This window comes from Nitrospirota bacterium, from assembly GCA_016214845.1.
Classification (GTDB): domain Bacteria; phylum Nitrospirota; class Thermodesulfovibrionia; order UBA6902; family UBA6902; genus SURF-23.
The window spans coordinates 19,600-41,021 of record JACRMS010000001.1; the positions used below are offsets into that span (position 1 = coordinate 19,600).

A 21,422-nucleotide genomic window follows, 5' to 3' on the forward strand; every position below is an offset into this window, starting at 1 on the left:
GGGACCCCAACTACTTACTGCTATCTACTGACTACCTTTTCAAGGTGTCGTATAGAAATTCTTCCACAGTCTTTCATTTCGTAACCGCAGAACGGATTCGGAAATGCAGGCTATCTTGACTACCTCTGAATTAATGATATTATTTTCACAGGAGGTGTGAAAATGAAAACAAGGTTTATGTTCTTAATCAGTCTTCTGTTAATAGCGGCGAGCATAACATATGCGGCTCAAAAGGCTGTGCAGCCTGCCCCGAACGGAATTACGATGCCTGAGGGTTACAAAGACTGGCGGATCATTGCCCCGTCTCACCGCAGTGATAACAACACTATCAGGGTTGTCCTTGGAAATAATACAGCGATACAGGCGGCAAGGGAAGGAAAGACCAATCCCTGGCCGGATGGAACGGTCTTTGCAAAACTTGTATGGAAAAATAAGACCCACGAGAACTGGCCCACCGCGACAATCCCCGGAGAATTCGTCCACGCGGAATTTATGATAAAGGATTCCAAAAAATATCCTGCAACAGGCGGCTGGGGTTTTGCCCGCTGGCTCGGCATGGAGCAAAAGCCTTATGGCAAGGACGCCAACTTTGTGCAGGAGTGCTTCGGCTGTCACACGCCGGTGAAGGACAATGATTATGTGTTTACCCATCCGGCAGTGATGCCGTAAAGTACGGAAGTGCTTTACAGCGGCCAGAGTTTATTCTCTATCGCAGCCATGAGCTTGTGAAATGTTTCCGGTTTTTTGGCTGAGATGGAAATACCGCCGAACCGTTTGCAAACATTTTCGACTACTTCCCTGTTCACCAGGTCCTCTTTGTTGAAGGCCAGCAACTGCGGTTTTTGTGAAACACCCAGATCGCTGAGTATCTTGTCCACGGATTTCATGTGCTGTTCAAAGCGAGGGTTCGATACGTCAACAACATGAAGAAGCAGGTCCGCGTCTTCAAGTTCTTCAAGGGTGGACCGGAAAGCAGAGAACAGGTCCTTCGGCAGGTCCCGGATGAAACCGACAGTATCGGTGATGATCACGTCTCTTTCTTTTGGGAACCTGAGCCTCCTGCTTGATGTGTCGAGTGTCGCAAACATCTTGTCTTCAACAAACGTCGCGCTTTTTGTGAGGTTGTTGAGCAGCGTTGATTTCCCTGCATTTGTATAACCGATAATTGAAATTATCGGAAGCCCAAGCTCAACCCTGCGCGACTTCCTCTGCTGCCTTGCGCGGCTCAGGGATTCAAGCTGTTTTTCAAGCAGGGTTATCCTGTCTCTTACCCTTCTTCTGTCAACTTCAAGCTTCATTTCACCAGGGCCTCTTCCGCCGATGCCGCCCATTAAGCGGGACATCGCGGTCCCTTTACCGGTAAGCCTCGGAAGCCTGTAGCTCAATTGCGCAAGCTCGACCTGCACCTTTCCGTCCCTGCTGTGCGCGCGCCGGGCAAAAATATCGAGGATGAGCTGTGAACGGTCAATGACCTTCAGCTCCGTCAGATCACCTATCGCTTTAATTTGTGAAGGATTCAGGTCCTGATCAAAGATCAACAGCGTTGCGCCCTTATTCAATGCATTTATCACCAGGTCTTTTATCTTTCCCTGGCCCATGAGAAACTTAGGGTTGATCTCCTTCGGTTTCTGTAGCACGGTGTCGAGGACAACGACATTGCTTGAATCCGCAAGCTCCTTCAGTTCTTCCATTGATTCTTCCTGCGCGTGCCTCGGCCCTGTTGATACGCTTACAAGGATCGCGCGCTCACGCTTGTCTTTTACATCAAACCCTTTTCTCTGGGATTGCAGGCTGTCCTCGGTTGCCGAGACCATCACATCAAAGTCTTCAAAGGCGGTCTCGATCCTTTGAAAAGGGAAAGGCCCTTTTATTTCATATGATGTTTTTGCATCGGTTGAGAAAAGATGAGCAAGTGAAACATTGTCAGGCTGTCCGTCCTTTAATCCAATGACGATAAGAGCGTCAAGCCTCAGGAGTGAAAGGTCTGTAATGTCATCCTGATTTATCGCCTCGCTCTTAAGGTGTGTATGGATCAGCCTGAGGCCGCGGAGGACCTTTCTGCCGAGGGGATGATTTTCAAGTTCGGGAATAAATATCCCCCTTGCATCACCCACGATCACATGATGTATATCTCCGTCCCTGTCAGCAAGCACCCCGATCTGCCGCCCAATCGCGTCAGACCATTCAGCCATGTACCTTGCGAGCTCAGCAGTCAGCGCCTTGTCTTTTGGAATACGCCTCCTGTAGATTTTCTCAAGCGCCTTGATCTCGCTTCCCTTTAAGCCTGAGATGTTACCGTGAACAGATGGGATGATGACCTCCGTGATAAAGTTTTATTTGTAATTATAACAAAAGGGGAGAATGGGGGTATTATCTCTTTAATTCACTTTTTAATACAGGAAGTGTCCCTGCTGGTTTCTTATTAGCCAACCGAGATAATCATATTGTATTTGTCCCTTAACCATGTCCCTTAATGTCCCTTATCTTTTCTGAAATTGCTGGAGAAAGCAGATAATGCGTGCCCTTCTTTTCACCCTGTTTTACCAGCAGCTTTTTTTCAACGAGACCGGTCAAGTCACGCGTTGACGTTCTTTTTATGCTATTGCAAAGAGACTGGCATTGCTCATTATCAATTTGATCATTAATGACTAAATATCTAATGATTTTGTCCTGCCTCGGATTCAAACCATAAGCGGCAAACTCTTTAAGAACTTTTTCAGAAATGATGACCCTTTTACCCTTTTCCTGAATTTCCGTCATCTGTGAGCGCAAGCCGGTCACAAAATATTCAAGCCAGCCGGTCATGTCCATATCATTGTTGCTGACCGACTGAATGGCCTTATAGTAGGCCGGCCTGTCTTTGTCGTAATATTCGGAAATGCTGAACAGCCGTTTGAAGTCGTACCCCGTTTTGTAGAGAACAAGAGTGGACAGAAGTCTCGCAGTTCTTCCGTTGCCGTCAATGAACGGATGAATATGGACAAACTGAAATTGCGCGATTCCTGCAAGAAGAACGGAAGGAAGTTCTTCTGCCCCGTTGAGCCAATTTACAAATTTCCGCATTAGATGCGGTACTTCAAGAGGTGAGGGAGGCGTATAAATGATCTCGCGGGTTCTGGAGTTGGCAACGTAGTTTTGAATCGTTCGATAATTGCCGGGGTCCGCCTTCTCGCCGCGCACGCCTTTGACCGTAACCTTGTGAAGCTCCCTGATAATGCCTTCGGTAATCGGGTCTTCCTTTCCAAGATATTTCGATATGAAATCCATAGCTTTTTTATAATTCAAAAGCTCCTTTTCATCGTCACGATTAATGCCCTTAAGCTTTTTGCCTTCAAGAATGTTTTGGGCCTGTTCAAGGCTTAATGCCGTGCCCTCGATATGAGTGGAATGGTGGGACTCAAGGATAAGGGCTTCTTTCTGCATGTCGGCAATCCATTCGTCCTTGAGCTTGACCGCGTCAAGAAAACCGCGAACGCGCTCGATTTCAACAAGGGCCTTGTTGATCTTGGGTGTTATTGTGAATTTCGGATTAAACGGCATTGTTTAATTCCCGCCCTCTTTCCTCAATGACGAGGTTGCGTTTTAATCGCCAACTCGTTTGAGGGTGCCGGATATTGCGGCCTTTTTCCATTACCGTTATTTTATTCCTTCTTCTATTTTGTATGACATAGTAATTTCATAGATGCTTATTCAGTATCAATTTTTCTTTTAATCCATTGGGGTAGATGAAAGATAATTTCTTCCTTTCAAAAATTGGAGTTGCTTTATGTATAACCCGATAAAGCTAAATCAACCTTTGCCGGTTGTTGTCCACTTTTAATTTCGTCCAACTTGCCAAAGGGAAGACCTTCAAGTTCTTCAAGAACATCCTCAATTTCTCAAAGAGTTTTGATTTCCGACAATTTTACTTTAAAAGTGATAAAAGTTTAAAGCTCGGCTTTGATAAGCTTCTGAAGCCTCTCGATTTAGTGTTTGCACCATATAAATATTCCTTCTACCCCTTAATCCTTCTTTTCTCGCTCACACTTAATTCCTTGAAATTCTCACTTGAAACAACTTTTTTGCCTGAGCGTTTCTCAATATCTTTCCTGGTCCTGCCCGCTACCGCCCCGCCGTCCTTAGCATCTTTTTTCAGCGGGACAAAACCCTTTGAGTCTCTGTCCCTCGTCAGTTTTGTTGTAGTAGCCTCGGCAAGCATCGTAAGAATAAGTTCGATGTCGTTCATGTGGTCCCGCAGGTTTTCTCTTTCAAGGTTCTTGAGCTTCTTGTATTCCTCAACCTTAAGATCAAATGTCCCCTGCATGATCTCATTAGTCAGGATTGCGAATTCCCTTTCCGTCTGGACTCCCCTGTTGTTCCACTCTCCTGTAAGGCCCTGGCGAACAGCGATCCCGCGCAGCCTTTTGTCAATCCAGTCTTTGGGATAACCCTTTTTCTCATAAAGCTCCTTCATCCTCTCCATTGCCAGTTGAGGGTCTTCGATCTCGTCAATCCTTTCCTTTCCAACTTTTGCCAGCCAGCGTTTCAACGGTTCAACTCTTGGAGAAGGAATTGACTGGATGACACGAAACATGGTTTCGGTATTGGCGCAATCGGTTAGGCGCATCTTGCCGTCAGGAGCAGCCATTTTCAAGTGTACGATTTTTTCGTACGTTTCGTTAAACCCCTCATTAACAAGCTTTCTTTTAAGATCGCTCCAGTATCGCTTGGGAATACTGCTGTCAGTTAAAACCTCGATAACATCAATGATCGAAAACCACCACTCATTGTTATGGATGGTTTTTCTGATCCTTTTCCCTTCAAAGATAGTTAGCTTGTTTTCTTCCATATGTCCCCCCTCCTTTGAAATTATACTTGGATGTTCAATTATACAATATAAGCAGAATTGCCTGATAATAAATTTGGCTTAAACTTAAAGGGAATTAACATAGATTCCCGCTTACGACATGCCAACAACAGGTGCTTTAGGCACGGGAATGACGACCCCTGTTTTTCTATGCTTTCTACTAACTACCGGCTACCATCTCAGTGCGCCCCGGCCCAGTTTTTCCCGATACCGATGTCTACTTTAATGGGGACGTCGAGCTTGACTGCGTTTTCCATTTCTTCTTTAACGAGCGGCATGATTATATCTTTCTCGCCTTCCGGTACTTCAAATAATAATTCATCATGGACCTGAAGGAGCATCCTTGTTTTGAGATTTTCCTTTTTCAATCTCCGCCAAATGTTCAGCATCGATATTTTAATTATATCAGCGGCGGAGCCTTGCACCGGGGTGTTGATTGCAAGCCTCTCGCCAAGCTGTCTTGTATTTTTGTTTGAGCTCTTGAGTTCCGGTATCGCCCTTTTCCTATTGAACATTGTCGCAACGAATCCCGTCCCGGTTGCCTGCCCGATTGTTTTGTCCATATACTCTTTGACACCGCCGTGTTTTGCAAAGAAGGTATCTATGTAATCCCTTGATTCATCCGGCGGGATCCCAAGCTGCTTGCTCAATCCGAACGGGCTGATACCGTAGACAATGCCGAAGTTCACTGTCTTTGCGCGCCTTCTCATTTCAACTGTAACCTCATTGGCTGAACAACCGAATAGTTCTATCGCGGTCCTTGTGTGAATGTCGCCGTCATGCTGAAAGACCTCGATAAAGCCTTTGTCCCGGCTCAAATGCGCAAGCACGCGAAGCTCTATCTGCGAGTAGTCGGAAGAAAGAAGCAGGAAACCCTCTTCTGCTATAAAGGCCTCCCGTATCTTTGTGCCCCATTCACCCCTGATCGGGATGTTCTGGAGGTTCGGGTCAGAGCTGCTCAGCCTTCCGGTTGCGGTAATTGTCTGATTGAATGATGTGTGGAGCCTGCCTGTCTTTGGATTTACCAGCTTCGGAAGCGCGTCAACGTATGTGTTCTGGAGCTTTGACAATCCTCGGTATTCAATGATCTCTTTAGGAAGTTCATGCTCAAGCGCAAGCTGCTCAAGCACATCAATGTCTGTTGAATATCCTGTCTTGGTTTTTCTAAGGGTCCGCAGGCCGAGCTTTTCAAACAGAATCTCCTGAAGCTGCTTCGGCGAGTTGATATTGAATTCTTCGCCCGCGATAAAATAAATCCTCTTTTCAATGCTCGCAAGCTCCTGCGTCAGTTTTCTGGAAAAGGTATCCATCAAGGGGACATCGATCTTCACGCCAGCCATTTCCATGTCAGCAAGGACTTCAACCAAAGGCATTTCTATCTCATGAAATAATTTTGCAAGGCCCTCTATTTCAATCTTCGGCCCAAGATGGCTTTTCAATTTCAAAGTAACAGCAGAGTCTTCGCCTGAGTATTTTGCTGCGCTTTCTACTGAGACTTCCCTGAAATTAAGTTTGCCTTTATCGGTGACATCATTAAATAAAAGTTTTTTGATGCCGAGATATTCCATGCAGACGTCTTCGAGTCCATGATTTGTCTTGTTTGGATTCAAAAGATAAGAGGCGAGCATGGTGTCAAAGTTAATTCCCTGTAAATTCATTCCCTCATTTTTCAAAATGATGAAGTCGTATTTAATGTTGTGACCGGTCTTTTTAATCTCAGGGCTTTCAAGAATCGGTTTCAACTTCCCTAACACATATTCTTTAGATAGTTGTTCCGGCACGCCAAGATATGAATGGGCCAGCGGGACGTAAAAAGCTTTCTCAGGATGTATAGAAAAAGATATGCCGACAAGCTCCGCTGTAACCGGCGACTTGGAGGTCGTCTCGGTATCAATTGTTACCTCATCTTTTATTAATGAGAGAGCGTCTTCAAGGGTGTTTTTATCAAGGACAGTGATATATTCCGTTTTATCATCAGCGGATGTCTCCGGAACGAGCTTTATCAGACTGCTGAACTCGAACCTGCGGAAATACTCCATTAACTTTGCCCATTCCGGTTCACCGGGTTTCAGGTCTTTGACCTTTACATCAAGAGGAACGTCAGGATGGATCGTTGCGAGCTCTTTGCTGAGCTTAATGTTCTCAATATTGTCAGACACGGCTTTTTGCGCCTTGGCGTTTTTGATTTTGGAACGGTTTTGCAGGAGGTTGTCGAGGCTGCCGAATTCCTGCAAAAGCTTTACAGCGGTTTTTTCTCCGATGCCGGGGGCGCCTGGAATATTGTCTGACGTGTCTCCCATGAGGGCGATGATCTCAGGAAAGCGGGACGGCTCAACGCCAAAGCGTTCAAGGACGTCTTTCTCCTCAGTGATCTTCTCCTTCATGGTGTCATACAATTTGATCTTCGGGCTTACCACCTGACACATGTCCTTGTCTCCCGTGACGATAAAGACATCAAGCCCTTCCGCCTCTGCCTCTTTTGCAAGAACGCCCAATATGTCATCGGCCTCGTAACCGGGCTTTTCAATCGTCAGAATATTAAAAGCATCGATTATCTCCTTGATCAACGGGACCTGCTGCCTGAGTTCATCCGGCATTCCCGGACGGTGTGCTTTGTACGCCTCGTATGCTGCGTGTCTCGTGGTCGGGTGCGGCGTGTCAAATACTATCGCAAAATAATCAGGGTTTTTCTCTCTCAATATCTTTAATATCATGTTGGTGAAACCGTAAATCGCGTTGGTGGGAAAGCCGCTTGAATTGGACAGATTTCTGATAGCGTAGAATGCGCGGTAGAAGTAAGAATTGCCGTCAATGAGGTAGAGGGTTGGCATGGATTTAAGAGTATCAAATGTGTTACATTAATGCAATTAAAGCCCCGGTGCAATCGCTGAGCGGAGACTTTTTTTAATAAGCGATAATTATATTTGGATAATATTTTTTGTTTTGACTCCTGCAATTTTTTCTCTTATACTTTTAACCCTGAGTAGCAGTCTTAAATCACTTTTCTTTTAATACTAAATTTATTGAAGGAGTATAAAATATGAAACGCTCCATCTTTATGCTCTCCCTGCTCATTGCAGTGTGTTTCTGCATAGCATCTCTTCCTCATTACGCAATCGCTGTTCACGAAGAAGCCCCGGTACATGGCGAGCCTGCTATTAAAGAAGAGGTCCCCTTTGACACGCCTGTCGAAGAGATAGCCAAATATCTTGCCCCCATGAATGAATTAAACATATTCCCATGCGCAGACTGTCATGACGCAAGCTGGGAGACAAATTCTCAAAAACGCGAATTAGGGCCGCCGCACGATGAAACCCCGGGTAAGTTCCTGAACCACGACTCTGAAAACAGGTGGTGTCTTGATTGCCACAGCGCAAAAAGCAGAAATATGTTTCAGCTCTTAAACGGCAAGCTTGTCGAGTTCAAGGAATATTATAAAGTTTGTGAGCAGTGCCATAAGAGGATCTATCGTGAATGGAAGATGGGCGTACACGGCAAAAGGACCGGCATGTGGAATGGCGACAAGCAGTGGATGCACTGCACCCAGTGTCACAATCCGCACAATCCGCCGTTTCAGCCTATAAAGCCGATGCCGGCGCCGAGAAAACCCCTGAGTGTGAGATTAACGGATACGACCGAGAGCGTTGCTGCTGAGAGCAAGGCTGCTCACTAAAATATATTGGAGGCGGAGCAATGTCAGAAGATACAAAAGAAAAAAACAATAGCCTGATAACAAGGCGGAAACTTCTTGCCGGTCTTGCAGCTGGCGCTGCTGCACTTGCTTTACCAGTAAAAAACGCTGACGCCTATGTTGTTGAAGAATATTTAAGGCAGCATTTTAAACGGCTGACCCCTGAAGAATTAAAGGGCATCCTCAAAAAGACTGAAGAGGAATTATCATTTAAATACGGCAAGCAGATCAATGTAAAAGCGACCCCTCCAATGGACAATGTTTTATACGGCTACGCCCTCGACCTCTCGCGGTGTGTCGGCTGCAGAAGATGTGTATACGGATGCGTTAATGAAAACAATCTCTCCAGAAATCCCCAGATCCAATGGATAAAGGTATTGGAGTTTGAGAAAGAAAACCCAAAGTGGCAGATACTTGAAGAATCAAACCGCTATTATGAACCAGAACAAGTCCCTGAAAAGGGGAAATTTTATGTCCCTGTTCAGTGCCAGCAGTGCAAAAACCCGCCTTGCGTAAAGGTATGTCCTGTTCAGGCCACCTGGCAGGAGCCGGACGGGATAGTGGTGGTGGATTACAATTGGTGTATCGGCTGCAGGTTCTGCATGGCTGCCTGTCCGTACGGCGCGAGGAACTTTAACTGGGGCAAACCGTACGTGCCCAACGAGGAAATTAATCCCAACATGCATTATCTCGGCAACAGGCCTCAGTACAAAGGCGTGGTCGGCAAATGCACATTCTGTATTCAAAGGTCCAGAGAGGGCAGATACACGGCCTGTGTTGAGGCGTGCCCGGTCGGCGCGAGAAAGTTCGGCAATCTTTTAGATCCGAAAAGCGAGATACGCTATATACTTGAAAACCTGAAAGTGTTCAGACTGAAAGAGGAGCTTGATACCAACCCCAAATTCTTTTACTTTTTCAGCATGGGTATGCCGGTCAAAAGTTAAAAGAAATACTTTTCATAAAGGGAGATATTACTATGCCAGTGGATACAATAAACGGAATTGCAAGAACCATATTCAAAGGCAGCAAAGCTTACAAGACCTGGGTAGGAGTTCTGTCATTATTTGCGGCACTCGGGATTGGTCTATATTATATACAGGCAACTCAGGGTCTTATCGCAACTAACATGAGGGACCAGGTTTCCTGGGGCTGGTACATTGCCAACTTCACGTTCCTTGTCGGTGTTGCCGCCGCAGCCGTTGTGCTTGTCATTCCTTACTATATATATAAATACAAGCCTATCGGCGACATCGTGCTTATCGGCGAATGCATGGCGGTCGCCGCGGTCTCAATGTGCCTCATGTTCATCCTGCTTGACATGGGCAGCCCTGAAAGGTTCTGGCATCTTATCCCCGGTCTCGGCATCTTTAATTTTCCGCAATCTATTCTGACCTGGGACGTTGTCGTATTAAACGGTTACTTGGCCCTGAATTTATTCCTTGTAGTCTACGCACTTTCAAAAATCTATCAGGGTCAGGAATATAAAACGAAATTTATCTGGCCGTTCATTGTATTATCCATCCCTGCCGCGATCAGTATCCATACAGTTACTGCATTTTTATATCTCGGACTTCCGGCGAGGCCTTTCTGGAACGCAGCGGTATTGGCGCCAAGATTTATAGCCTCAGCATTCTGTTCAGGGCCTGCTTTTATGCTTCTTATTTTCCAGATAGTCAGGAAAAACACCAAATTGAACATCAAAGATGAGGCGCTTTTCAAGGTCGGGGAATTGATTACATGGGCGATGGCCTTTAACCTCTTTTTCCTCATAGCTGAAATATTCAAGGAGCGTTATTCCGCCACTGCTCATCTTGCCCCGATGAATTATCTCTTTTATGGACTTCACGGGCATGATCATCTTGTTCCCTGGATATGGACCGCGGTAATATTTAATTCAATCGCCTTTTTGATTTTACTGATGCCGTCTTTAAGGAAGAATTTCACAACGCTTAACATTGCATGCGTGCTGATCTTCATAGGGGTTTATATCGAAAAGGGCATAGGGCTGGTCTTCCCTGGTTTTGCCCCTGATACGTTGGGCGAAATATACGATTACATGCCTAATTCGCTTGAGCTTGTGATCTCCCTTGCCGTCTGGGCGATCGGGCTTTTGATTTTTACCGTATTCGCAAAAGTTACAATAGCAATAAAGACAGGCGAAATCGGCCACGCCGGCGCAGCTTCACACGAACACTAATAAACAATTTTTTTATCAGCGATGGCAGGAGGCAACAGCCTCCTGCCTTTTTTATTAATAAAAATGCCGCCGGAATCATCCCGGCGGCATATGGATCAACACTAAATTATAAGCAACTCTTAATCTGAATTATCTGAACAGGCGTTGCATTTCAACTCCTCAATCAGTCCCTTGTCATTCAAGTGCTTAACAATTGTGTCAACAGTCTCCGATAAGGTCAACCTGTTAGTCTCAACCACAATATCCGGGCAATCAGGCACTTCATAAGGATCGTTCACGCCTGTAAAGGACTTTATCTGTCCTGAAAGCGCTTTCTTGTAAAGCGACTTGGGGTCTCTTTCAATACAAACGCTTACCGGACAATTTACAAAGACCTCTATAAATTCATTTGCTTCAACAAGGCTCCTGGCGGTCTCCCGGTCTTCCTTAAACGGCGAAACAAAGGCACAGATGGTGATTATGCCTGCATCAACAAAGAGTTTTGCCACCTCCGCAATCCTGCGGATATTTTCCTGCCTGTCTTCCTTTGAAAAACCGAGGTCCCTATTAAGTCCGTGACGCATATTGTCGCCGTCAAGGACATATGTATGCGCACCCATTTCGTGCAGCCGTTTTTCAAGCTCACGGGCAATTGATGTCTTGCCGGAGGCTGGAAGCCCTGTCAGCCATATAACAACTGAGGCGTGCCCTTTGAGTTTCCTCCTGTCCGCTTTTGAAATCTCGAATGCCACCCAGTAGACATCACTCTTTGGTTTTTTTGAGTCCATAATTTTTCTCCTTATTAAAAATAAAATCTTACAAGTAACCCAGGTCCCTCAAACGTGCCTTGATTATCTCCGGATCTTCAGTTTCTTCAGAGGCTGCAAATTGAGCTGTCTCATCGGATTGCTGCGCCCGGTTCCTGTATAAAGAACTATCCACGACTTTTGTCATATCCTGCATATTCAGTTTTGTTCCAAGAAAGCTGCCGATATTTTCAGCTGCAGCAACAGGGTCATCTATCGCATCTGAATAATTCACATAGAGCACTTCCATGTTCTCCTGCTGCCCCATCCATTTCTTTACTTCTTCAAGATGGACCGAATAGTTTTGCCTTAAGACATTGTCATCAATATTGTCTTCCTTCTGCTGAAGCCTCGCGGCCATTTTTTTCTGCGAAGCCAGGATCTCGTCAATGCTTCTCAGCATAAATATGATCCTGTATCTGAATTTTTTATCCATATTCAGATACCGCAATAAGGGCGAAACTATTTTGACCACCTTGCCGCGCGCGAGATCAAGCCACGAGTTATCTTTCTCTAAGTCCTTCACCTTCTCAAACTCATAATATCCTTTCGGATTGTCCTCGTCGGGCTTCCTGATATTATCAATCAATAAAGGCATCTTACACGCGTCCAGCATTTTCATCATCATTGAAGTGCCTGAACGTGGGAGCCCGGAAACTACAATTATAGTGTCACCGGGATTACATCCATTTGATGGAACATTGGCCATTAGCTGTCTCCTCGTTATTTACATTTAAAAAAACAGAGCTCAGTCAAAAACCTGAACCCTCCTGTTTATAATATAACGGCAGAAACTGCCGGAAAGTTTAATGCCGGTTTGACTCTGATTTAACCTTCTTTTATACTGAAGCTGTGCAACTTAAATGAAGAAATACGAAATCAAGACATCTTCCGCTTTTAAACCTTCAATAGATTATTCATCGTATCTCAATTCTGAACAGCTCAACGCGGTAACGTCCGGCCACGGCCCGTCTCTTGTCATTGCCGGAGCTGGCTCGGGAAAGACAAGGGTTGTTACTTATAAGGTAGCATATCTTATGGAAAAAGGCATACCCCCTTCAAGAATAATGCTTCTTACCTTTACCAACCGGGCGGCGCGTGAAATGCTCCACAGGGTGGAGCTTCTGATAAAGGGAGAGGCAAGAAAGGTATGGGGCGGTACGTTTCATCACACCGGCAATATTATCCTCCGGCAATATGGCGATGAGGTCGGGCTGAACACCAATTTCACAATCCTTGACAGTGAAGACACGAAAGACCTCATAGACTCCTGTGTAGCCGAGCTTAACCTGAGGGCGGACAAGATGTTTCCAAAGGGAAAGATAATCCTTGAGGTCATTAATCGCGCAACAGGCTCTGAAAGGACGATTGCCGATGTAATTGAGAATGACTTCTCGTACCTTCTCGTTTTCGCGCAAGAGATAGAGAAGGTGAGTGAGCTGTATGTTAAAAAGAAGAAGGCCATGAGCCTCGTGGACTTTGACGACCTGCTTTATTACTGGAAAAAGATCTTAGTTGAGGCCCCGGCGATAAAAGAAAAACTTTCAGACAGGTTTCTCTACATCCTTGTGGATGAATATCAGGACACAAATAAAATCCAGGCGGAGATAGTCGACCTTATGGCATCAAAACACAGAAACCTCATGGTGGTCGGGGATGACGCCCAGTCCATTTATTCTTTCAGGGGCGCGTGCTTTGATAACATAATAAACTTCCCGGAGAGATATCCCGACGCAAAGATCTTCAAACTCACCACAAACTACAGGAGCACCGAAGAAATCCTGGCCCTTGCAAATGAGAGCATCTCCTGCAACAGGAGGCAATTCCCGAAGTCACTGGATTCGGTCCAGAGAAGGGGCGCCCTGCCCGCGCTCGTGCCTCTTCAAAATTTATCGCAGGAAGCGGAGTTTGTATCGCAGCGGATACTCGACCTCATTGACGAAGGCGTGCCGCTGAAAGACATTGCGGTCCTCTACCGTTCGCATTATCAGTCCATGGAATTACAGATGGAGCTGACAAGGAGAAGGATACCGTACGAGGTGCGGTCGGGCATGAGGTTCTTTGAACAGGCGCACATAAAAGACATCATCTCATACCTGAGGGCCGCCTTAAATCCGATGGATGAGATTTCCTGGACCAGGATTTTGAAGCTCATCCCCGGTATAGGAAACGTGACCGCAAAAAAGGTCTGGGAATTCATCAGGGCCTCGGAACATCCCTTTGAGACGGCAGTGTCGGAGGACATCACAAAGATGCTTTCACGCAGGGCAAAGGACAACTGGAAGACATATAAAACAAGCCTTGAGACGTTAAAAGACGAAACCGTTTTAAACCACCCCGCAGAGGCAATAAGGGAGATACTTGAGAGTGGTTACATTGCCTACCTGCAAAGCAATTATGAAAACTACGAAGACAGGCTGGAGGACATCGAGCAACTGTCAAATTACTCCGGGCACTTTCAATCCACAAGAGAATTTCTGAGCGACCTTGCCCTGCTGACAAGTGTTCAGGCAGAAGATGTAGTCGAGCCGGAAGAAGAATCTGAATCGATTGTCCTCTCTACCATTCACCGCGCAAAGGGGCTGGAGTGGTCCAGGGTATTTATGATCGGGCTTGCGGACGGCAGTTTTCCAACTTCAAAATCCATGGGCAGCCTTCAGGGGGAGGAAGAGGAGAGGAGGGTTTTTTACGTTGCCGTCACAAGGGCAAAGGACGAACTCTATCTCTGCTATCCTGTCATGGATGACAGATGGCAGGGCGGCTCCATTATAAAAAGGCCCTCTCAGTTTATCCAGGAGCTGCCGGAGAGGACTTACGAGAAGTGGGAGATAGAGGGACAGGAAGCCGGATAGAAAAAGTCGTCCCCCTGTCAGACGTTTTTTCAAGATGGATCTCGCCGTGATGCTGCTCAATAAGCTTTTTCGTGACCGCTAATCCAAGTCCGGTCCCTTTAGACTTTGTCGTAAAAAACGGCTTAAATATCCGGTCCTTCATTTTACCGGCAATCCCTGTTCCTGTATCGGAGACGGTTACCTCAATGGAATGCGTATCCGGCTGATAAAATGTTCTGAAGACCAATTCCCCGCCCGTTGGCATTGCGTCCACGGCATTTATTATCAGGTTTAAAAAAGCCTGCTGCAATTGAAAAGGGTCTGCCATTATTTCCGGCACCATGCCGTCAAATCCTTTTATGATCTTTACTTCTACTGCCCTTGAGGAGGGGCAGGCATGTTTTAGAGAAAACTCAATGGTCTTATCAAGGAGGTCATTAATATTTACGGTCATTAACTGAGGCTCGGACTGGGTGACGAATTTCAGGAGGCTGTTTATTGTCAGCTCTATCCTCGCCACCTCATCTATCGACTTTGATAAAATAATTCTGTCCTCTTCCGAAATGTCATATTCTTTATTGAGCAATTCAATAGATGTTTTGATGCCTGCCAGAGAATTCTTGATACCCTCGGACAGTCCCGTGGCCCATTCACCGATCAGTTTCATCTGCTCCACCCTTTGAAGCGCTTCCTCGATACGCTTGTGCTCCGTGACATCCTGGACCGTGCCGATCAACCTTGTACTCTCTCCCTTATCGTTACATATAGTCAGCATTCTGGCGCGGACAAACCTCTCTTCTCCGTCAGAACGAATGATCCTGTATTCAAGGCTTAAAGGCCAATTGCATGACGCTGTGGAAAAAATCGTGTCCTTTAACTTCTGCCTGTCATCAGGATGAACAAGGGCAAGAAAGTTGTCCACGGTAGGTTCAAAGCTCTCAGGGTCAACCCCGAAAATGCTGTACATTTCTTTGGACCAGAACCCCTTTAGATTGACAAGGTCTCTCTCCCAATGGCCCAGATGCGCAACCCCGGCGGCCTCCGCGTAACGCTCCTCGCTTTTCTTCAGCGCCTCTTCCATTTGCATGCGTTCGGTGATGTTTCTTACTATGTCCGTTGAGCCGGTCACTTTTCCATTCTCAAAGATCGCGGACGAGTTGATCTCTATATCCAGCCAGCTTCCGTCTTTTGCACGCATCTTCCCGGTAAAGTTTTTATAAGAGCCCCTGCTGCTTAACTCTCCAAACTTTTCCTTTAGCGCGGGGACCTGGTCCGGGCTGATTACATCAAGGATTTTCATTCTCAGAAATTCCTCTTTTGAATAACCGAATATCTCAACAGCCTTTTTGTTCACATCAATAAAATTGAAGTCCGGATCCAAAGTGAATATCGCGTCATTTGCGGACTCGACAATTCCCCGGTATTTCTTTTCTGACGCCCTTAGCGCCACCTCAGAGCTGCGAATGGCCCGGAGAAAGGTGATACGCAGAAATAAAAACCCTCCGAGCCATACAGGCAAAACTATTGCCGTTATGATCCCGGCGCGCATCACAACAGGATACAGGGAACGGACAATCTCAATCCGTCCCACGACTTTCCCGGAGTCAAAAAGTTTTGCGCTTTTCATAATGACCGGAGACTTCAGCGGGACCTCATTTTTGACGATCAGTTCATTTCGCGTGTTGTATACAAACCTTGACTCAGGGAGTGCCCCTTTCTTTTGCTGCGCTATAAGCTCTTCGATCCTCATTTGTTCGAATTCCCACATCAGGGGATTAGAGCTGATGATCTGCGTAATTGTGTTCGCCTTGATCTCGGCCTCGGTCTCAAGACTTCCTGATGTATTTTGATATGTAATAAGAAAATATCCGAGGGGGAAAATAACGGTCCCGCTAAACATAAGCGCGGTTGACAGCCAGGTAATGATGCGGGTCAATTTTGCGGTCTTCACAATTAGTTGTCAGGATTACCCGGCAATACCAAATGGCCGGATTCTTCCAATATCCTTCTGCCTTCATCTGAAAAGATAAAAGCAATAAATTCCCGGACGCGCCCGGGAGGCCCCGGTTTGACCACCAGGTATAATGACTTGGAAAGCGGATACCTGCCGTCCGCAAGTGATTTTACGCTTGGGAGTATGCCCTCGTAGGGAAGAATTTTTACGCGGCGTTTCTCAGAAATGATTTGCGCTAAAGTAGAGAAACCGACTGAACCGGAGACACGTTCAACCAGATCGGCGCAGTCCTGGTCGGTCAGGGCGATCAACATGCCCGGGCGGGACAAGGCGGCGTCAACAGCTTTGCTCATTTCCGGGGACATCCCTTTTATGGCAAGTGTGTCGGATTCACCGGCGGGGCGAAGCACCAGCCGCACCTGTTTTCCATCAGGCCATTGATTGAAATCCCCCCGGTATATCTTAAGAATGTCATCGGTGTTCAAGCCTGTGACCGTTACGTCCGGATTAGAAATGAGCAAAAGCGGGGTCATGGCATATTTGATTATAGATAGGTTTTTTGAATCCTCATTATCCAGCAAAAGCCTGGAGCTGAGGCCTATATCTACTGCACCCTTACTGACTGCCTTGATACCGCCGGTGCTGCCCAGGCTGGGCATGACCTCGACCTTGACGTCAGGATGGGATTTCTCAAAGGCAGCGGCAAGAAGCTTCATTGGACCAAGGGCGTTGCCGGTGCCCCCTATTTTCAGGACCTCTTCCGCGTATGCAGGCTGGATGTGTATCAGAACTGAAATTACAAGCGCGGCTATAAAATTCCGCACAAAATGTTTCACACTACAATGCGTCGACATAAATTAAATGTACCTCATTTTTAATAAAATGGCAAAGGACGGGAATTTCTATACGACACCTTGAAAAGGTAGTCAATAGATAGCAGTAAGTAGTTGGGGTCCCATATCTACTGTCTACTAACTACCAGTTCCTGTTTTGTTGTCGATTATAGAAATTCTTCCACAGCCTTTCATTGCAGCAACCATTCATGTTATAAAATCAAAGGCTGAGCTATGATTATGAAGGTCGCGAGTTTCAACGTTAATTCGATCAGGGCCAGGTTGAACATTGTTATTGACTGGCTGAAGAAGGAATCGCCGGATGTTCTCTGCCTTCAGGAAACTAAGGCGACTGATGCTGATTTTCCCTTGACAGCATTTAAAGAGACAGGTTATCACGCCGTGTTCCGGGGAGAGAAATCCTACAACGGAGTTGCCGTCATCAGTAAAGAGACGCCTGAAAATATCCGGGCAGGCTTTGATAAAAACGGCTCTGACGGCACCCGCCTGATCACGGTCACTATCAATAATATTCCTGTGGTCAATACTTACGTCCCGCAGGGGTTCCATCCTCTTTCTATGAAATTCAAAGAAAAGCTTGAATGGTTTCAGAGGCTGCATGAGTACTTTAATAGAAATTTCAAACCTGACAAGCCTCTCGTCTGGGTTGGGGATTTCAATGTCGCGCCTGAGGCCATCGATGTTCATGACCCAAAGCGCTTGCTCGGAGAAATAGGCTTTCATCCCGATGAACATGCGGCCCTGAAGAAGATCATGCAGTGGGGCTTTGTTGATGTCTTCAGGATGCATCAGCCCGATGCGGGGCAGTACACTTTTTACGATTACCGCGCAAAGAACGCGATAAAAAGAAAAACAGGCTGGCGCGTAGACCACATCTGGGCCACACGCCCTCTTGCTGAAAAGTCAGTCCGCGCGTGGATCGATATGGCCCCGAGACTACTGGAAAAGCCGTCTGACCATACGCCCATCGCGGCTGAATTCAAGATAGAAAGTTAAATCTGCTGCACGGAAAGAAAGGATATTATTTAGCCACGAATCAACACGAATTTTCACAAATAAAATAAGGCGCCCATTGCCCAAGAGCCTATTTTTATGTTTAAGGCAACCAGTGCCGGGAGCGTTTAATAAAATCGTTGAGCACCTGCAGTTGCATATCAACTTTTTGATTGTGGCATAGACGGCAACGGTCTTCTTTTTTTGTGAGATATTTGGCGGGACCCGGATTTATTGCTTTTCTGATTTAATTGTCTTTAACACATCTTTTAGCACAGGCAGCACGAGTTTATCTTTTGAACGGCCAGCCGCCTGTTTGCTTTTAATAATCAACTCAAGCGGCAGTACCGACACTTTAAAATTATCCAGAGATATTTTTATTGCCTGTTTTTTGATTTCGGCATATTCGCCTAAACCATGCACATGAGTTACAATGTCAAAAAGCTTTACGTCGTCTCCAGCGAACATAGGAGCGTTGTTTCCAATAGGAGGGATATAAATGGACTTAACTTTTTTTAAGGCTTTAGTTAACTGAGGGTTGGCCAAATCCGCAAACCAAAGATCAATATCTTGAGTAACAACCGGTGCGCCTTGTAAAGCGGCCGCTGATAGGCCGATAATCATGAAATCAACCTTGTGGCGAACTAATTCCCGTAGAAAACGGATTTCATTTTTGTTGAATATGAGGTTGTTTTTGACCACGGGTCAAGGCCCTCCTTAAACGTTCAATTGGCGGTTCGCGCATTAATAATAACGTGTGTCTGATATTGTCCCGGTCAATATTTTTGTATTTCCTGGCTATCTCATCTACTTTATTTAGTAAAAGTTTCATCTTTTCCATCTCTTGATTATCTTCGGTAAGAAATTCTGAAGGAGACATATTCAGGCTCTTCGCAATAGCTCTGATAGATTTAGGCAAGACATATTCCTTACGCGCTAATGTATAAAAGACATTGCGGCTTACCCCTGCCTGCTTAAGCAGTTCAGAGAGCGTAATATTCTGCTGACGACACTTGTCTTTAATTATTTCGAGTGATATTCTCATGGTAAATATAGTGTACCATAATATGGTACACGCAGCAATACTTTTTACTTGTTGACAGTCTTGCGATAAATGTTACATCCTGCAATTATTAAGTGCTTGTTCTGATGGCGTGAACATTGGTAGGTATTATCCTCAACGTTTAAGCCCATGGGAATTTATTGACTCTTAGATGTTATTGAGGTTTTCTCTCAGCACGGGGAATATGGGCACACCCCCATATTTATTGTAGAAATACGGGATATGTCCCTGGTCAATCCTTGTATTTGCCCCGGTGTAACCATGATCGATATATGTTTTATACAGCTTCCAGCCGGAGCGTTTTATAAAATCGCTGAGCTCCTGCAGTTGCATATCAACTTTTTGCTTGTCGGTTGATACCCTGGCATATACGGCAACGGTTTTCTTTTTCATGCGCTCATTCCTGTTAAATCAGGGTGCGGAAAAAACCCCTTTAAAATCCGGACTATTAACTTCGTTAAAACAAAGTGTTTTTTATTATACAAAATGGTGCGGAAAAAACTAATGTTTTTTCCTCAGTAGAGATCACATCAAATTTATGTGCTATTAGGCAGATAACTGCATAATATGACAAACGGAATATTAGTCAACACGGTTAGTGTAATGAAGATGAATAGTTACGCCAAATAAACAATTTTTATTTTATTTACTCGGCTAATATTTATGTTATTATCTATAAAATTATCTAATAACTGGTTGCCCTATACCAATATAAAGGAGGAAACAATGGCAAACAAAAAGAGAGTCTTTATCAGCTTTGATGTTGACCACGACAAAGGCACTAAAGAAATGCTTGCAGGTCAAGCCAATCTGCCAGATAGCCCGTTCGAGTTTAAGGATGCATCTGTGAAAGAGCCTCTAATTGGTGACTGGAAGGAGAAAGTAAAACGGCGTATGGATAATATAGACGTTGTGATTATTCTCTGCGGCGAGAAGACTCATACAGCTACAGGAGTTGCGGCTGAATTGACAATTGCTAAAGATAAGGGAAAATCATACTTTCTTTTAGCTGCATACTCCGACAAGAATTGTACAAAACCCACATCGGCATCTGCTTCAGACAAAGTCTATAACTGGACATGGCCTAATTTAAAGGCCCTTATTGCTGGGGGTAGATAGGCACTATCCGATGAAATTGTTTATTATACATAGGTTCAAAGAAAGAAGGCAGGCCAAACTGCTTTTTAAAAAAAGCGGCTTAGAAATGGCTGCAAAATTTGATCTGATTTTTCTTGATAGTGTCAGCTGCAAAGATTGGAAAGACCAAGCGATTAAGGCAATCTCCCAAGCAGAAACCGTTATAGTTTACGATCGCGAATCTTGCGAGAAATCAGAAAACGCAAAATGGGAAATCAATAAGGCCGGAGAGAGCAATTTGCCTATTGTGGACATTAATCCTAATGATGCTCCATCTGTAGTGTGTTCAAAGTTGAAACCATACTATGATCTCGAAGCGGAGTTCAGCGAATGCTTCAAGAAAAAAGGTGGAACAAGTACGCTGGATCTCTACAAGTTGATGATCGAGTCTTCTGAAAGCCTTATTCAGCGACGACAGAAAACAAATGCATTTTTCATAACGGCTATAGGAAGCCTCTTGGCCATTGCTGGTTTAATGGTAAAGACTGGAGCGTTACATTCTGGTACAATTTGGCTGCTTTATGGGTTTTCTGTGGTGGGTTTTCTATTGTGCAACTCTTGGAGAAATCTCATAGACAATTATGGGAAGTTAAACAAGGCCAAGTTTGACGTTATCCTACGGCTGGAACAAGACCTTGATGCCCAAATATATGCAGCCGAGTGGGTATCTTTAGGTAAGGGATTGCGTCCACGCAAATACAAATCATTCACTTCAACGGAAAAAAACGTTCCGCTTTATTTCGCGATGCTCATATTAATCCTTACTCTTATTGCCGTGGGTTGGCAGATAAGTGGCTAACTATTCACTGGTGCGGACGCAAAAAGCCGCGCCGCATAGTTCAACCATTAAAATCCCCACTTTAATCGTTAATCATCAAACTGTTATTTCATCTGAATTCTTGAGAAGCAGGTATTCTCAGTAAATATTAAAACGAGAGTACCTGCTACTTTCCAGAATATATCAATGTTTTCCTCTTTTTCCCGGAAAGGGATCTCACCTGTTAAATAAAGACATGCTATAGTATTAACAGGCAGGAGAAAATCGTTTGTAGCTAAAATGTGGGGCTCGAA

19 protein-coding genes are annotated in these 21,422 nt (G+C 45.2%); 8 read left to right on the top strand and 11 right to left on the bottom strand.

The window, feature by feature from the left end:
• Positions 1-162: 162 nt before the first annotated feature.
• A complete protein-coding gene (locus HZB61_00080; GenBank protein ID MBI5055001.1) occupies positions 163-669 on the top strand; it encodes a cytochrome P460 family protein in 507 nt (168 codons plus the stop codon).
• A gap of 14 nt (positions 670-683) precedes the next feature.
• On the opposite strand, the gene hflX is transcribed toward HZB61_00080, so the two are convergent.
• The 4 genes from hflX to polA form a co-directional block, all read right to left on the bottom strand.
• Entirely contained in the window at positions 684-2,192 is a 1,509-nt protein-coding gene (gene hflX / locus HZB61_00085) for a GTPase HflX (protein ID MBI5055002.1), read from the bottom strand.
• Positions 2,193-2,457: 265 nt separating this feature from the next.
• The gene (locus tag HZB61_00090) at positions 2,458-3,540 is read right to left on the bottom strand and encodes a Fic family protein (GenBank protein MBI5055003.1); all 1,083 of its coding nucleotides are present in this window, start codon (positions 3,538-3,540) and stop codon (positions 2,458-2,460) included.
• Between the two features lie 454 nt (positions 3,541-3,994).
• Positions 3,995-4,828, bottom strand: a complete 834-nt coding sequence (locus HZB61_00095) for a Bro-N domain-containing protein (GenBank protein MBI5055004.1) — start codon at positions 4,826-4,828, stop codon at positions 3,995-3,997.
• A 197-nt stretch (positions 4,829-5,025) separates the two neighbouring features.
• A complete protein-coding gene (polA, locus tag HZB61_00100) occupies positions 5,026-7,677 on the bottom strand; it encodes a DNA polymerase I (protein MBI5055005.1) in 2,652 nt (883 codons plus the stop codon).
• A gap of 209 nt (positions 7,678-7,886) precedes the next feature.
• Here polA and HZB61_00105 point away from each other — a divergent pair, with 209 nt between their 5' ends.
• The 3 genes from HZB61_00105 to nrfD are packed head-to-tail and all read left to right on the top strand — an operon-like array spanning position 7,887 to position 10,734.
• Positions 7,887-8,519, top strand: coding sequence for a hypothetical protein (locus tag HZB61_00105; protein ID MBI5055006.1), 633 nt, complete (start codon positions 7,887-7,889; stop codon positions 8,517-8,519).
• A 20-nt stretch (positions 8,520-8,539) separates the two neighbouring features.
• On the top strand, positions 8,540-9,481 hold the full coding sequence (locus HZB61_00110) for a 4Fe-4S dicluster domain-containing protein (GenBank protein MBI5055007.1): 942 nt from the start codon (positions 8,540-8,542) through the stop codon (positions 9,479-9,481).
• Between the two features lie 32 nt (positions 9,482-9,513).
• Complete coding sequence (gene nrfD, locus HZB61_00115; GenBank protein ID MBI5055008.1) at positions 9,514-10,734, top strand: polysulfide reductase NrfD; 1,221 nt, start codon at positions 9,514-9,516, stop codon at positions 10,732-10,734.
• 119 nt (positions 10,735-10,853) lie between these two features.
• Here the strand turns inward: nrfD and cysC are convergent, their stop codons facing one another.
• Positions 10,854-11,501 carry an adenylyl-sulfate kinase gene (gene cysC / locus HZB61_00120; protein ID MBI5055009.1) on the bottom strand — a complete coding sequence of 216 codons (648 nt, stop codon included), beginning with the start codon at positions 11,499-11,501 and terminating at the stop codon, positions 10,854-10,856.
• A gap of 28 nt (positions 11,502-11,529) precedes the next feature.
• Positions 11,530-12,228 (bottom strand): sulfotransferase domain-containing protein, encoded by a 699-nt coding sequence (locus HZB61_00125; protein MBI5055010.1) that lies wholly within the window; start codon positions 12,226-12,228, stop codon positions 11,530-11,532.
• A 154-nt stretch (positions 12,229-12,382) separates the two neighbouring features.
• On the opposite strand from HZB61_00125, the gene HZB61_00130 reads away from it, so the two are divergent.
• On the top strand, positions 12,383-14,371 hold the full coding sequence (locus HZB61_00130; GenBank protein ID MBI5055011.1) for an ATP-dependent helicase: 1,989 nt from the start codon (positions 12,383-12,385) through the stop codon (positions 14,369-14,371).
• On the opposite strand, the gene HZB61_00135 is transcribed toward HZB61_00130, so the two are convergent.
• The gene (locus HZB61_00135) at positions 14,307-16,301 is read right to left on the bottom strand and encodes a PAS domain S-box protein (GenBank protein ID MBI5055012.1); all 1,995 of its coding nucleotides are present in this window, start codon (positions 16,299-16,301) and stop codon (positions 14,307-14,309) included. The genes HZB61_00130 and HZB61_00135 overlap by 65 nt on opposite strands.
• 2 nt (positions 16,302-16,303) lie before the next feature.
• A complete protein-coding gene (locus HZB61_00140) occupies positions 16,304-17,158 on the bottom strand; it encodes a substrate-binding domain-containing protein (GenBank protein ID MBI5055013.1) in 855 nt (284 codons plus the stop codon).
• A gap of 213 nt (positions 17,159-17,371) precedes the next feature.
• Between HZB61_00140 and xth the strand changes: the two genes are divergently transcribed.
• A complete protein-coding gene (gene xth / locus HZB61_00145; GenBank protein ID MBI5055014.1) occupies positions 17,372-18,154 on the top strand; it encodes an exodeoxyribonuclease III in 783 nt (260 codons plus the stop codon).
• A 228-nt stretch (positions 18,155-18,382) separates the two neighbouring features.
• On the opposite strand, the gene HZB61_00150 is transcribed toward xth, so the two are convergent.
• The 3 genes from HZB61_00150 to HZB61_00160 all read right to left on the bottom strand — a co-directional run bounded on the left by HZB61_00150 (position 18,383) and on the right by HZB61_00160 (position 19,607).
• The gene (locus HZB61_00150; GenBank protein ID MBI5055015.1) at positions 18,383-18,853 is read right to left on the bottom strand and encodes a hypothetical protein; all 471 of its coding nucleotides are present in this window, start codon (positions 18,851-18,853) and stop codon (positions 18,383-18,385) included.
• Complete coding sequence (locus HZB61_00155) at positions 18,819-19,196, bottom strand: helix-turn-helix domain-containing protein (protein ID MBI5055016.1); 378 nt, start codon at positions 19,194-19,196, stop codon at positions 18,819-18,821. The genes HZB61_00150 and HZB61_00155 overlap by 35 nt, the downstream gene beginning before the upstream one ends.
• A 165-nt stretch (positions 19,197-19,361) precedes the next feature.
• On the bottom strand, positions 19,362-19,607 hold the full coding sequence (locus HZB61_00160; protein MBI5055017.1) for a recombinase family protein: 246 nt from the start codon (positions 19,605-19,607) through the stop codon (positions 19,362-19,364).
• A gap of 333 nt (positions 19,608-19,940) precedes the next feature.
• Here HZB61_00160 and HZB61_00165 point away from each other — a divergent pair, with 333 nt between their 5' ends.
• On the top strand, positions 19,941-20,333 hold the full coding sequence (locus HZB61_00165; protein MBI5055018.1) for a TIR domain-containing protein: 393 nt from the start codon (positions 19,941-19,943) through the stop codon (positions 20,331-20,333).
• A gap of 10 nt (positions 20,334-20,343) precedes the next feature.
• Positions 20,344-21,150 carry a hypothetical protein gene (locus tag HZB61_00170; protein ID MBI5055019.1) on the top strand — a complete coding sequence of 269 codons (807 nt, stop codon included), beginning with the start codon at positions 20,344-20,346 and terminating at the stop codon, positions 21,148-21,150.
• The last annotated feature ends 272 nt before the right edge of the window (positions 21,151-21,422 follow it).